This is a genomic window from Halomonas llamarensis, assembly GCF_023555005.1.
Classification (GTDB): domain Bacteria; phylum Pseudomonadota; class Gammaproteobacteria; order Pseudomonadales; family Halomonadaceae; genus Vreelandella; species Vreelandella llamarensis.
This window is the reverse complement of sequence record NZ_JAMJPJ010000009.1, coordinates 66,991-80,188: the sequence shown is the minus strand read 5'-3', so window position 1 is coordinate 80,188 and position 13,198 is coordinate 66,991. Positions and strand designations below refer to the sequence as shown.

Annotated in this window: 10 protein-coding genes; 5 read left to right on the top strand and 5 right to left on the bottom strand. The window is 59.2% G+C overall.

Annotated elements, in window-relative coordinates; all coding sequences use genetic code 11:
* Nucleotide 1: 1 nt before the first annotated feature.
* The gene (gene recC / locus M8006_RS07890; protein ID WP_250080934.1) at nucleotides 2–3,601 is read right to left on the bottom strand and encodes an exodeoxyribonuclease V subunit gamma; all 3,600 of its coding nucleotides are present in this window, start codon (nucleotides 3,599–3,601) and stop codon (nucleotides 2–4) included.
* Between the two features lie 127 nt (nucleotides 3,602–3,728).
* Here recC and ilvD point away from each other — a divergent pair, with 127 nt between their 5' ends.
* Together ilvD and chrA are read left to right on the top strand one after the other, a co-directional pair.
* Nucleotides 3,729–5,414, top strand: a complete 1,686-nt coding sequence (gene ilvD, locus M8006_RS07885) for a dihydroxy-acid dehydratase (RefSeq protein ID WP_250080932.1) — start codon at nucleotides 3,729–3,731, stop codon at nucleotides 5,412–5,414.
* A gap of 90 nt (nucleotides 5,415–5,504) precedes the next feature.
* Complete coding sequence (gene chrA / locus M8006_RS07880) at nucleotides 5,505–6,707, top strand: chromate efflux transporter (RefSeq protein WP_250080929.1); 1,203 nt, start codon at nucleotides 5,505–5,507, stop codon at nucleotides 6,705–6,707.
* Between the two features lie 139 nt (nucleotides 6,708–6,846).
* Here the strand turns inward: chrA and M8006_RS07875 are convergent, their stop codons facing one another.
* On the bottom strand, nucleotides 6,847–7,128 hold the full coding sequence (locus M8006_RS07875) for an XRE family transcriptional regulator (RefSeq protein WP_250080928.1): 282 nt from the start codon (nucleotides 7,126–7,128) through the stop codon (nucleotides 6,847–6,849).
* A 172-nt stretch (nucleotides 7,129–7,300) separates the two neighbouring features.
* Between M8006_RS07875 and purE the strand changes: the two genes are divergently transcribed.
* From purE to M8006_RS07860, 3 genes are all read left to right on the top strand, one after another.
* Complete coding sequence (purE, locus tag M8006_RS07870) at nucleotides 7,301–7,810, top strand: 5-(carboxyamino)imidazole ribonucleotide mutase (RefSeq protein ID WP_250080926.1); 510 nt, start codon at nucleotides 7,301–7,303, stop codon at nucleotides 7,808–7,810.
* 11 nt (nucleotides 7,811–7,821) lie between these two features.
* Entirely contained in the window at nucleotides 7,822–8,937 is a 1,116-nt protein-coding gene (locus M8006_RS07865; RefSeq protein ID WP_250080924.1) for a 5-(carboxyamino)imidazole ribonucleotide synthase, read from the top strand.
* Between the two features lie 210 nt (nucleotides 8,938–9,147).
* Nucleotides 9,148–10,761 carry a diguanylate cyclase domain-containing protein gene (locus tag M8006_RS07860; RefSeq protein WP_250080921.1) on the top strand — a complete coding sequence of 538 codons (1,614 nt, stop codon included), beginning with the start codon at nucleotides 9,148–9,150 and terminating at the stop codon, nucleotides 10,759–10,761.
* Nucleotides 10,762–10,858: 97 nt separating this feature from the next.
* Here the strand turns inward: M8006_RS07860 and M8006_RS07855 are convergent, their stop codons facing one another.
* From M8006_RS07855 to M8006_RS07845, 3 genes are all read right to left on the bottom strand, one after another.
* Nucleotides 10,859–11,626 (bottom strand): transporter substrate-binding domain-containing protein, encoded by a 768-nt coding sequence (locus M8006_RS07855; RefSeq protein ID WP_250080971.1) that lies wholly within the window; start codon nucleotides 11,624–11,626, stop codon nucleotides 10,859–10,861.
* 136 nt (nucleotides 11,627–11,762) lie between these two features.
* Nucleotides 11,763–12,491 (bottom strand): ABC transporter permease, encoded by a 729-nt coding sequence (locus M8006_RS07850; protein WP_250080919.1) that lies wholly within the window; start codon nucleotides 12,489–12,491, stop codon nucleotides 11,763–11,765.
* Nucleotides 12,491–13,195 carry an ABC transporter permease gene (locus M8006_RS07845; protein ID WP_250080917.1) on the bottom strand — a complete coding sequence of 235 codons (705 nt, stop codon included), beginning with the start codon at nucleotides 13,193–13,195 and terminating at the stop codon, nucleotides 12,491–12,493. Before M8006_RS07845 ends, M8006_RS07850 begins: the two co-directional genes overlap by 1 nt.
* Nucleotides 13,196–13,198: the final 3 nt, after the last annotated feature.

Genomic DNA, 13,198 nt, shown 5'->3' with positions numbered 1-13,198 from the left:
TTCATCCCTTTACCGCATAAAACAGCGGCGCGTAGAGCGCTTCGGTCAGTGCGGCGAAGCTGTGTGCCTGTTCGCGGTGGTCATTGAACAGCCGTTCGAATCGCGGCCATTGGTGGGCCAGATAGGCACTTTGCGCAACTTCGCCGGTTTGGAAGCGGCCGCCGTCATAGGCGGTTTCGGCGGCGGCGTAGGCGTCGCTTTCCCGGCCTTTTTCGTCTGCCATCTCCGGCGTGCCTTGCTTGGTCAGCCAGGCAAAGGCGGCCTGGGGCGCCAGCGGCAGTGGGGCTTTGAGGCCTGCTTGCCAGGCTGCCATCTGGGTTTCCAGGTGGGCGCGGGCGGTGTCGGCGGCGATGGGGCCCAGCGTGATGTTGCCCGCCTTGGATAGCAGCTGAGTGGTCATCGGGCCGCTGAGATTGCCCGCCAGGTGCGCGACCCAGGGGCGCAACAGGTGGGTCCAGCGGTATTGGCCGCGTCCGCTGCCCTGGCTGATCAGGCTGCTGCTGAGTAGCAGCAGGCGGCAGCGTTCGCCCGCTTCGTTCTGGCGCAGCTCGTTCAGCCAGTCCTCCAGCACGATGCCGTCGGCGCTTTCTACGCGAACGGGTTCAGGCGCGGTTAAGGCGATGGGCCACTGGGCCAGTGCTTCTTCGTAGGCGCTGAACAGGTCGTCCATGGGTTCGGCCAGCGATTCACGCATGCGCTCGCCAAAGGCGCCCATGGCGAGCACGCCCTGGCCCTGAAAGCGTTCCAACTGGGCGTCGAGGGCTTCCAGGCGCGGCTCGCCGTTGTCCACCGCGTGGCGCTGGGCGGCGATTAACCGGTCCTGCAGCTGCCAGTTTTGCAGGCCGTCCAGCGCGAAGGGTTCGGCGTCCAGCTCGGCGATGGCTTCCTGCTCGAAATACACCCCCAGCCGGGTGTTGAAGAAGCTGCGCACCGGCTCGCGGAGAAAACCGCCGAGCTGGCCGAGGGACAGGCTCGCTGGGGCGTTTTCCAGTGGGGGCAGTTTTTCTGGCTGAGACGGTGGCGTTCTCGGGGCGTGAACGTCGCGCCATTCGTGTGCCCCACGCCATTCGTGTGCATAGGTAAACAGTCGGTCGGATTCAGCGCTGTCTTCGAAATAGCGGCGGCTAAACGGTTGCAGCGGATGTTCGGTGGTCAGGGTATCCAGCAGCGGCGCGTCGTGTTCAAAGTGCCAACCAGCGTCTAAGTGGTCGCGCAGTTGGCCCACCAATACCGAGGGCGGCAGCGGGGTGTTGTCGATCTGGCTGCGGCCGACCCAGCTAATGTAGAGCTGGTCGCGGGCGGAGAGCAGCGCTTCGAGAAACAGGTAGCGGTCGTCTTCCCGTCGGGAGCGGTCGCCGGGGCGGTAGTCGCTGCCCATCAGGTCGAAGTCCAGCGGCGGCTGGGAGCGCGGGTATTCGCCGTCGTTCATGCCCAGCAGGCATACGCGCTTGAACGGAATGGCGCGCATCGGCATCAGGGTGGCGAAATTGACCGCACCGGCCAGAAAGCGCTGGGAAAGGCTGTGTTCGTCAATCTGTGCCAGCCAGTGTTCGCGCACCAGGGAAAGCGGCAGCGGGTCCTCCAGCCGGGCTTCTCGGCTGCTTTCGAGGATTTGCTGCAGGCCGTTTTCCAGCTTGGTGAGCATCACGCTTTCCTGGGCGTCGTCGGTCAGGAAGAAGGTTTCCAGCAGCGTGCGCAGCCGCTCGACCCAACTGGCGGGATCGGTGGGCTGGCGGAAGGTCTCCCAGGTGGCTTCGAGCTTTTCCAGCAGGGTCGCCAGCGGCCCGGCAAGGCCCGCCTCCAGCCCGCCGATATCGTCAAACGGCTCGATGCCCTGCCAGGCATCGCCTTCGCCTACCGTATAGCCGAGCAACAGGCGGCGCAGGCCAAAGGCCCAGGTGTTCTGGCTAAGCCCGCCGGGTAGCTCCAGGGTCTGGCGCTGCCTGGCATTGAGCCCCCAGCGGATGCCCGCGCCTTCCATCCAGCGCTCGAGCACCGGCAGGTCGCGCTCTTCAAGCCCGAAGCGCTGGCGCAGGGCGGGGACGTCGAGCAGGTCTAGAAGGTCGCTCACGGAAAGGCGCAGCTCCGGCAGGCGCAGCAGCTTTTCCAGGGCAATCATCATCGGCAGGCGGTGGCGGCTGGCCTGGTCGGAAAGCGTGTAGGGGATGTAGCGCGGGTCATCGCTCTGTAGCTGGCCGAACACCGCTTCGATGTGCGGCGCGTAGCGGTCGATATCCGGCACCATGACGATGATATCCCGCGGGCGCAGGTCGGGGTCGGCGCTGAACGCGGCGAGCAGCTGGTCGTGGAGGATCTCGACTTCCCGCTGGGGGCCGTGGGCGATATGAAACACCAGGGAGTCATCCGCCGGGTCGAGCGCTGGCCAGTGGTTTTTTGTTTCGGCCACCGGGCGCAATTCGCGAATGTCGTCCTGGAGTTGTGTCAGCAGGCAGCCCTGTTCGCTTGAGAACGGCTCGAACATATCGATGCGCAGCGCCTGTTGCTCAAACAGGGTCTGGTAGTCGCCGGTGTCGTCGTGCTCATCCAGCAGGCGCAGGTAGTCGCGGCCCTGTTTGCCCCAGGCGGCGAGCAGCGGCTGGGCGTGGAGGTGCAGGGCATCGTCTGCGTCGCCGGTGCCGAGTACATCCAGCGCTTCGGGCATGCCGGTCTTGCGCCGTTGGCGGTAGCGGCTGGCGCGGAGCAGGTCCTTGTGCTCGATGATATCCGCCCAGTAGTACTGGCAGGGGTTGTGTACGCATAGCACCACCTGGCAGCAGCGTGATAGCGCCGCCAGGGCTTCCAGGGTTTGTTGGGGCAGCGACGAGATGCCGAATATCATCAGCCGCCGGGGCAGGCCCGGTGGGCAGGCCTGGCCGTCAAGCTGTTCGGTGGCTTTCAGGAAGCGCCGATGCACCTGGGCGCGGCTGCTGTTGAGGCCCGCATCGCCCTGGGTGGCGCCCACGTCGTCACGCAGAATGCGCCACAATGCGGGCTGCCAACGCTGGTGGTCTTCCAACGGGCGGGCTTCGCCGCGGGCGGTGATCAGCACGTCCTCGCCGTTGGCCCAGGCGTCCAGCCAGTCGGCACGATACACCTGGTACTGGTCGAACAGGTCCGCCAGCCGCTCGGCCAACTGGTAATGCTTGCGCTGGTCACGGTCGACTTCCAGGAACTGCGCCAGCGGGGCGAAGACGTCTTGCTCGGCAAGCGTCGGCAGCAGGCGTAAAAGCCGCCAGACCAGCCGCGACTTATCAAACGGCGAGGTTTCCGGGACGGGGTCTTCATTATGCCCTACACCGTTCTGGACAGTGTGAGTCAGCACCGTGCGGTAAGCCTGCCACAAGAACCGCGCGGGCAGCATCACATCAAGCGCTGCGGCGATGCCCGCGCCGCCGTTTTCCGGGTCTTCCGCCAGCGCCAATTTCAGCCACTGCCCGATACCGTTGCTCTGCACCAGAATGGTTTCATTTTCCAGCGGCCCCAGCGGGTGCAGACGCATCCACTCCACCGCTAGCCCGCGCAAATCTTCCAGGCGGTTGCCGTGAACCACCATAAAACCGGGCGTCAGTGGCGTTTGCGAAAGCAGCAAGTTTGCAGGCATGCACGAGGTTCCTTCACGGCAGTGGTGGTGGCTAAGTGCATGGTGCCATAAGTTAACGTCTTGCGGGATGCGCGATATATCGCCAAGCTATGCCGATACCGTGAACAAAGCTGAGAGATATTTTTCCATGACCGAGCCGACTAACCATTCCCGCCGCCATTCTGCCACCGTGGTTGATGGCCCCGGTAAAGCCGCCAGCCGTGCCATGCTGCGTGCCGTGGGTTTTAACGACGACGATTTCAAAAAGCCTCAGGTGGGTGTTGCCTCGACCTGGAGCATGGTGACGCCGTGCAATAGCCACATTGGCGAGCTGGCCGAGTTTGCTCGCGATGGCGCTGACGCGGCAGGCGGCAAGGGCGTGATTTTTAACACCATCACTATTTCCGATGGTATTGCCAACGGCACCGAGGGCATGAAGTACTCGCTGGTATCCCGCGAGGTAATCGCCGATTCCATCGAGACCGTGGCGGGCTGCGAAGGCTTTGACGGCCTGGTGGCCATTGGCGGTTGCGACAAGAACATGCCTGGCTGCGTGATGGGCCTGGCGCGGCTCAATCGCCCCAGTGTGTTTGTCTATGGCGGCACCATCATGCCCGGCGAGGGCCACACCGATATCGTCTCGGTGTTTGAGGCCATGGGCGCCCACTCGCGCGGTGATATCGACCTGATCGAACTCAAAAATATCGAAGAGACGGCGATTCCTGGCCCTGGTTCCTGCGGCGGCATGTACACCGCCAATACCATGGCCTCGGCCATTGAGGCGCTGGGCATGAGCCTGCCGGGCAGCTCGGCGCAGAACGCCATTTCCCGCGATAAACGTGAAGACTGCCAAGCGGCGGGTGAAGCCGTGCTGGCGCTGCTGGAAAACGATATCAAGCCCTCTGATATCATGACTCGCGAGGCATTTGAAAACGCGATTACCGTCGTGATTGCACTTGGCGGCTCGACCAACGCCGTGCTCCACTTAATCGGTATGGCGCGCACCCTTGATGTGGAGCTTTCGCTTACCGACTTCACCGAGATTGGTAAACGCGTGCCGGTACTCGCTGACCTGCGTCCTAGCGGCCACTACATGATGAGCGAGCTGGTGGCGATTGGCGGCATTCAGCCACTGATGAAAATCCTGCTGGAGGCGGGCCTGCTGAATGGTGATTGTCTGACGGTTACCGGCAAAACGTTGGCTGAAAATCTGGCCGACGTCGAGCCGTACCCGCTGGATCAGCAAATCATCGCGCCGCTAGGCAACCCGATTAAGGCCGAAAGCCACCTGCGTATTTTGTTCGGTAACTTAGCGCCGGAGGGCGCGGTGGCTAAGATTACCGGCAAGGAAGGCACGCGTTTTAGCGGTTCGGCACGGGTGTTTGGCTCTGAGGAAGAAGCTCAGGCGCGGATTAACGACGGCACGGTGGTCGCGGGTGACGTGGTGGTGATTCGCTACGAAGGCCCCAAAGGCGGCCCCGGCATGCGCGAAATGCTCACGCCTACCTCGGCGATTATGGGCCGTGGGCTTGGCAGCGACGTGGCGTTAATTACCGATGGCCGCTTCTCTGGCGGTAGCCACGGCTTTGTGGTCGGTCATGTCTCGCCGGAAGCTTTTGAAGGCGGCCCGCTGGCGCTGGTCGAAGACGGCGACGCGATTACCATCGATGCGGTGGCCGATACCATCGAAGTGGATGTTGCCGATGAAGAGCTGACGCGCCGCCGCGCGGCTTGGCAGCAACCCGAGCCACGTTATCGCCGTGGTGTATTAGCGAAGTATGCCAAGTTAGTGAGCTCCGCTAGCACCGGCGCAGTGACCGATATCGAAGAGTAAAGGACAGTAAACAGTAAAGAGTAAGCTGTCATTGGCATGTCAAACGCCAGGGATAACCTGGCGTTTTTATTGTGGTGAGGGCACGTTTCAATGACGACGCAACCGCACTCCAAAACGTCGCGAATTAGCGAGGTCTTCAAGGCGTTTTTGCTGCTGGGGGTAACGTCCTTCGGCGGGCCGGTGGCGCACTTGGGTTACTTCCGCACCGAGTTCGTTGCGCGCAGAAAGTGGTTGAGCGAAAGCGCCTACGCTGATCTAGTCGCGCTATGCCAGTTTTTACCCGGACCCGCCAGCAGCCAGGTGGGGTTTGCCCTTGGGCTGATGCGGGCGGGCCCCTGGGGCGCTGCCATGGCGTGGCTGGCATTCACGCTGCCGTCGGCCATTGTGCTGGTGTTGTTTGCCTTTGGGGCGGCGGTGCTGGACGGCCCCATCGCCAGCGGCATTATTCACGGTTTGAAGGTTGTCGCCGTGGCGATTGTTGCCCACGCGGTGTGGGGCATGGCGCGAAATCTGTGCCCGGATAAAGCCCGCGTGGGCATCGCGCTGGTGGCGGTGTTTGCCGTGGTGGCGGTGAGCGGGCCGCTAGGGCAGGTGGCGGCCATCACGCTAGGCGGCTTAGTCGGGTTGGTGCTATGTCGTGATAGTGCCGCTGCCCCGGTAAGCGAGTCGCTTTCATTCCCGGTTTCCCATCTCACAGGGCTGGTCGCCTTAGGCCTATTCGGCGGATTGCTTATTCTACTGCCGCTGATAGCGGCGGTGTCTGACGTACAGGCGTTAGCGGTGGCCGATGCGTTCTACCGCGCTGGCGCGCTGGTGTTTGGCGGCGGGCACGTGGTGCTACCGTTATTGGAAGCGGAGGTGGTGCAGTCCGGCTGGGTGTCGGCGGAAGAGTTTTTGACCGGTTACGGTGCCGCCCAGGCGATACCCGGGCCATTGTTTACTTTTTCGGCCTATCTTGGCGCGCTGATTCCCGCAGGCGGTAGTGTGCTGATCGCCTTGCTGGCGCTGCTGGCGATTTTTCTTCCCGGTTTTTTGCTGCTGGTGGGCGTGTTGCCGTTCTGGAGCCGCTTTCGTCAGTGGGGGAGTGCGCAGGCGCTGATGCGCGGTGCTAACGCGGCGGTGGTGGGTATCTTGGGTGCGGCGCTCTATCAGCCGGTATGGACCAGTGCGATTCTCGGCCCCTACGAGTTTGCCCTGGCACTGACCGGTTTCTTGCTATTAACCGTGTGGAAGTTGCCCGCGTGGGCGGTGGTGATCGTGGTGGCATTGGGTGGTGTTTTTATCGCACCCTAAACATGCTTCGCTAAATACTCATCTTAAACAAAGCCCGGCATAAAAAAACGGCCCCAAAACGCGTGAGGTGAACTGCGTTTTGGGGCCGTTTGTTTTAACAGTTTATTTATGTTCGATAAAGGGCTCTTTTCAGGGCGCGTTAATGCAGTGGCGCCTCCGTCTCTAAGGTGCGACGCAAATCGTAGAGCTCGTCTACGTTAAGGTGCTCAAGCCTTCCGGCGAGAAGATCGCTTACCTTCTGTACCGGTAGCCCCGCCCGCTGGGCAATTTCACGGCTGCCGAGTTCGGAGACGGCGATAAGGCGGATAATAATACGCATCAGGCGCGTACGTTTTTCTAACTCCCTGACGTCAAGTTCGTCAGGGCAGCTTCGCGGAGGGTCGGTCAATTCCGCATTTGCATATGAGCGTGCCGTACTCATGAGGCTCCATCAGGTCTGAAATGACACCGATACAATGCCGCTAAGTGACGGGCTTTTCAATACCTGTGCGCGGTAAATTTGGTGGTACCTCAAAGCGCCCGCATGGGGGTGTGCTCTGGTAGACTATCGGCCTTATTTTTAACGTGGCGTTGAAATCGCCGAGGAGAAAAGCATGTCGTCAAACAGCGCGCCCAAAGTGGGGGTGATTATGGGGTCTAAGTCGGATTGGCCCGTCATGGAACATGCCGTTGCCATGCTGGAGCGTTTAGGCGTGGCGTATGAAACGCGCGTGGTGTCGGCCCACCGCACGCCTGATCTGCTGTTTGACTACGCAAAAGGCGCGGCTGAGCGGGGGCTGCAGGTCATTGTGGCCGGTGCCGGCGGTGCCGCGCACCTGCCTGGCATGGTCGCCTCGCAAACGCCGCTGCCTGTGTTGGGCGTGCCGGTGGAGTCGAAGGCGTTGAAAGGGCTCGACTCACTGCTTTCTATCGCGCAAATGCCTGGCGGTATCGCCGTGGGGACGTTGGCGATTGGCAAAGCGGGTGCGACCAACGCAGGCCTGCTGGCGGCACAAATCGTCGGCCTGCAAGAGCCTGCCGTGCGCGAGGCCGTCGACGCTTTCCGGGCTGAGCAAACCCGCACCGTGCTCGATAACCCTGACCCGCGCCCTGACGCAGAGTAAAGGAGGTGAACATGAATATTGGCGTCTTAGGTGCAGGCCAACTCGGGCGTATGCTGGCATTAGCGGGCTATCCGCTGGGCAATCGCTTCACCTTTTTGGACACCACCGGCAAGCCAAGCGCCGGGATCGGTGAGGTGATCATAGACCCTGATAACCAGCATTTGGCGGAGTTTCTCGCCAACGTCGACGTGGTGACCTATGAGTTTGAGCATCTGCCGGTATCGCTTGTGCGCGAAATCGAAAAGCACAAGCCAGTCTACCCCAACAGTCGTGCGATTGAGGTGTGTCAAAACCGTGTAGAAGAGAAAGCGCTGTTTGATCGGCTGAATATTCCCACTCCCGCCTACCGTATCGTCGAGAGTGCCGAGCAGCTTGAAGCCGCCGCCCACGAGCTGGGTTGCCCGGCGGTGGCGAAATCGGTCACCGAAGGCTACGACGGCAAAGGCCAAGCGGTGCTGAAAGCGCCGGAACAGGCGCGCGAGGCGTGGGCAAGCATCGGCCACACACAGCTGATCGTTGAAGCGTTCGTGGACTTTGTCCGTGAAGTCTCGATGATTGCTGTGCGAGGCCGTGACGGCGAGGTCAAGTTTTACCCCATGGCGGAGAACCAGCACGTTGATGGGATTTTGCGTTACTCCATCGCACCGCTGCCGGATCTCGATGCCACTGTACAACACACCGCCGATAACTATATTCGCGCCTTGCTGGATGAGCTGGACTACGTCGGTGTGCTGGCGCTTGAGCTGTTTCAGGCCCGTGATGGTGGCTTACTGGCCAATGAGATGGCACCGCGTGTCCACAACTCCGGCCACTGGACCATGAATGGTGCGGTGACCAGCCAGTTTGAAAACCACCTGCGCGCGGTTCAAGGCTTGCCGCTGGGTGAGACACAAGCGATTGCGCCGACCTGCATGGTGAATGTGATTGGCCGTGAACCGCAAAGTGCTGAGGTGTTGCGCCTAGGAAATGTACACTTGCACCGTTACGACAAAAATGAGCGCGCCGGTCGCAAGCTTGCGCATATTAACCTGGTGGCAACAAACCATGCCGAGCTTTTGAAAAAGGTTCAGGCGTGCGTGGCACTGCTGCCGGATGCTCCGGCGCCCGCCTTTCATTTTGTGCCCTAACGAGCATGCCGCTGGCACTTTTTTCTCTTTTGTACTAAAAATAGTGGGTTGTTTATTCAGGCCGCCAACGAGCGGCCCGAACAGTCTGAGGCGCTTTAACTTATCGGTTTCACCTAAAACAATTTCTTAATGCTTACAGTATTGGGTACATAACAAAAAGCCACAACCGAATACTGGCACCCAACGTCAGCGCATAAAAACGGAGTTTGCATGCCTAACGCTTCATCTACCGTTCCACCTACCGCGGCAGCGTCGGGGCTGCGCAGTGACTTTCGACGTGATCACTACGTTACGCTCAAACGGCTGCGCAGTGAAAAAGTGCGCTTACTTTACGACAAACTGTGGCAACCGGTGCTGACAAGCGTTATAGCGGCTATGTTATTAGTAGCGGCGCTGTGGCCTGTCGTGTCAACTGGTATATTGCTTGGCTGGTTGGCGGCGGTGATCGTGGTGTCTGCTGTGCGCCTGGGTATTGCGTACCGTTACCATCAGTTGCCAGTTAGGCAACAGCAGCGCCAGCGCTGGTTGTGGCGTTTTACTGCGGGGGCCATCGCTGGAGGCTGTGTGTGGGGAGCGGGAAGCTGGCTGCTGTTTACTCCGGAACATAGCAGTCAAGTGGCGGCACTCTCTATTGTGATGGCTGGCATTACCGCAGGGGGCGTCACTACGCTTTCCGCCGTGTGGTGGGTAGCGCTGGGGTTTGTGCTGCCGATTCTGCTGCCTTTATTCATGCGGTTTATATGGCTCGGTACGCCCTTGGCGATGTTGATTGGGGTGGTGCTGGTGTTGTTTTTGGGGTTGATCTTTGTGGCCAGCCGCCGCTTCAGCTGCATTATCCACGATAACATCGCCCTGCGCGTTAGCATGGCCGCGCGTGAATCCATGCTCTTAGAGAGTGAAAACCGCTATCGCTCGATCTTTAACCATTCCCCGCTTGGGATGTTGCACTTTGACTGCGACGGTAAAATTACTGATTGCAACGATAAGCTGCTGATTATCTTAGGTGTGGAACGCGGACAAATGATGGGCTATAACATGCTGGTGCCTTCCGCTGATCAGGCCGTAGCCAAAGGGGTGCGCGATGCGCTATCGCGTGGTACGGGCTACTACGAAGGTACCTATGTATTGCCTAAAGCCGAGCAGGGCACGCCGCTGCGGGTATTTTTCAATGCGGTGCATAGTGCTGGGGAAGAGCAAGTCGGCGGCGTGGCGATCATCGAAGATTTTACCGAGCGCAAACGCTACGAGGCGATTATTTACCGCCAAGCTTACTACGATGCGCTAACTGACATGCCTAATCGGCGGCTATTTATCGAACGTCTTGAGGTCCTGTGGCGTTCCCAAACGCCATGCCGTGGCATGCTGATGTTTATGGACCTGGACCGCTTCAAGCTGATCAATGACACGTTGGGGCATGCCGCAGGGGATGACTTACTGGTGCAGGTCGCCCGTCGGCTAAATAGTTGTCTCGGCGATAACGACACTGCAGCGCGTCTAAGCGGCGATGAGTTTGTGCTGCTCGCACGTTTTGATGATGCCTCAGATAGCGCTATAAAGACCCACGCCGCGACGTATGCCGAGCGTGTACAGCAGGCGTTATCCGCGCCGTACCAACTGGAAAGCCGCTGGGTCGATGTTACGCCAAGTATTGGGTACACCTGCATTGACAGTGCTGAGTGTGATCATGAAGAGGCGCTCAAACAGGCTGATATTGCTATGTATCGGGCGAAAAGCGCAGGGCGTGACCGCATGTGCCGTTATCAGGCCGAGATGCGCGATGATTTTCAGCGCGACGCCGAGCGGGATATCGCCCCTTATCATTAATTAAAGCGTCGCTAACGCAAAAGCCCGGCAGGTGCCGGGCTTTTGCGCGCATGGATAATGCTTTCGTGCGTATTCTTTTACCTTCTTACCTGATTTCTTACTCTTCGCCAAAGTAGCGCTGGTGAATGTCGTCGTAAGTGCCGTCTTCTTGCAGTGTTTCAAGCGCGTCATTGAACTGCTTGGCGAGTGCGTCATCGCGCTGGCGGAAGGCGATACCAAAACCATCGCCAAAGTACGCTTTTGGCTCAGTGATCATTTCGCCGATCACTTTGTAGTCGCGCGTCTCGCTGTCGAGCAGCGTGGCTTTGCCAACCGGATAGTCGAGGAAAAGAATATCGAGACGCTGGGCTTCCATATCGAGCACCATATCGTCGGCGGTCGCGTAGCGGTTAACGTCGGCGACATTGCCGTACATGTCGGTGACGTAATTGTCCTGCAGCGTGCCGCGCTGAACGCCGATGGTGAGATCTTCAAGCGATGCCTCTGTGGTTTCTGCTAGCTCGCTGTTAGTGGGTGCAAACCAGGCAGAAGGTGGCGTGAAGTAAGGCTCGGAGAAGAGCACTTGCTCACGGCGCTTATCATTAATCGTCATCGACGACATAACAGCATCGTACTTGCGTGCCATTAGGCCGGGGATGATGCCGTCCCAACCTTGTACCACCCACTCGCACTGAATGCCGATTTCGGCGCACAGGGCGTTACCCAGGTCGATATCAAAACCGGTTAACTCACCGTCGGGGGTGCGGTATTCCATCGGTTCGTAAGGCACGTCCACGCCGATGCGAATCTCATCGTAATCGCGCGCTTGAGCGCTGGTGGCGGCAACGGCTAAGCCGAGAAGCGACAATGACAGCACTCTTTTCATGGTGTTGCTTTGCATATGAAAACTCTCCAAAAATGATGGGTTCACCTGATGGTGATCGCCTTTAACTTACCCTAGCAAAGCGTTGAGAGGCAAAGGCACCTCCTGACACCTGTCACCCTGAGCGTGTCGCAGGGCGTTATGTCATTGGCCGCAAATGGGCGAGCAGCTTCTTTTCTAAATAGCGGAAGAAGTAGAGAATCGCAAAGGTGAGGCAGAGATAAATCGCTGCCACAAACAAAAACGCATCAAACGGGGCATAGAAACGGGCATAAACAAAGCGGGCGGCACCGGTGAGGTCCATGATCGTAACTACGCTTGCGATGGCGCTGGCATGGAGCATAAAAATCACCTCGTTACCGTAGGCGGGCAGGGCGCGGCGAAAGGCGCTGGGCAACACGATACGGCGTAGGGTGAGTGCCGGTGACATGCCGTAGGCGCGCGCGGCTTCTATTTCTCCTTTGGGGGTCGATTTGATGGCGCCGTGAAAAATTTCGGTGGTGTAGGCAGCTGTGTTGAGGGTGAACGCGACCAAGGCGGGCACGAAAGGCTCTTTCAAAATCACCCACAACCACGTCTCTTGAATTCCATCGACAAATACCACGCCGTAGTAGATCAAATAGAGCTGGATCAAAAGCGGCGTGCCGCGAAACACATAGGTGTAGGCAAAGATGGGCCACTTGATAAAGTGCCGCTTGGACCCTCGGCCAATGGCCAGCGGTACGGCAGCAATTAGCCCAATCAGCAGCGAGAGAAAGACCAGCTGAACGGTCGTGGACAATCCCTCGCCGTAATAGGAGAGCGTTTGTAGGGTAAAAATGCTGTTCTCAGCGAGCAGCGATTCCACTTGATTAATGAGCGCTTCCATTAGTCCGCCTCCCCATAGCCGATGTTATAGCGCTTTTGCAGGCGAGCAAACATCCATTCGGACACGCTGGCAATCAAAAGGTAAATCACCGCGACGGTCATCATAAACACAAACGGCTCGCGGGTGGCTTTCGACGCTTCAGCGGCCACGCGCACCATGTCTGATAGGCCGATGACCGAGACAAGCGCCGTGGTTTTTAATAGCACCATCCAATTATTGGAAAGCCCGGGAAGCGCATGGCGCATCATCTGGGGGAAGCGAATACGCCGGAACACCAGCGCGTCACTCATGCCGTAGGCTTTGCCTGCTTCAATCTGGCCTTGATCCACCGCCATGAACGCGCCGCGAAAGGTTTCGCCCATGTAGGCACCAAAAATCAGCCCGATGGTGACAACCCCGGCAACAAAGGCGTTGATATTGATAAAAATATCAACATCAAACTGGTAATAGAGAAAGTCAGTAATGACATTGACACCTATCTGGCCGCCAAAGAACAGCAGCATCATCAGCACAAGATCCGGCACGCCGCGAATTACCGTGGTGTAAAACGTAGCGGTACGGTGCGCGAGCCAACTGCGCGACATTTTGGCACTGGCGGTCACAAGCCCCAGCACAATTGCCAGCGCCAACGCGAGGAGGGCTAGCGAAATCGTAACCCCGGCCCCCTCAAGCAAACGCGGGCCGTAACCGTGTAGGTCAAGCATGGT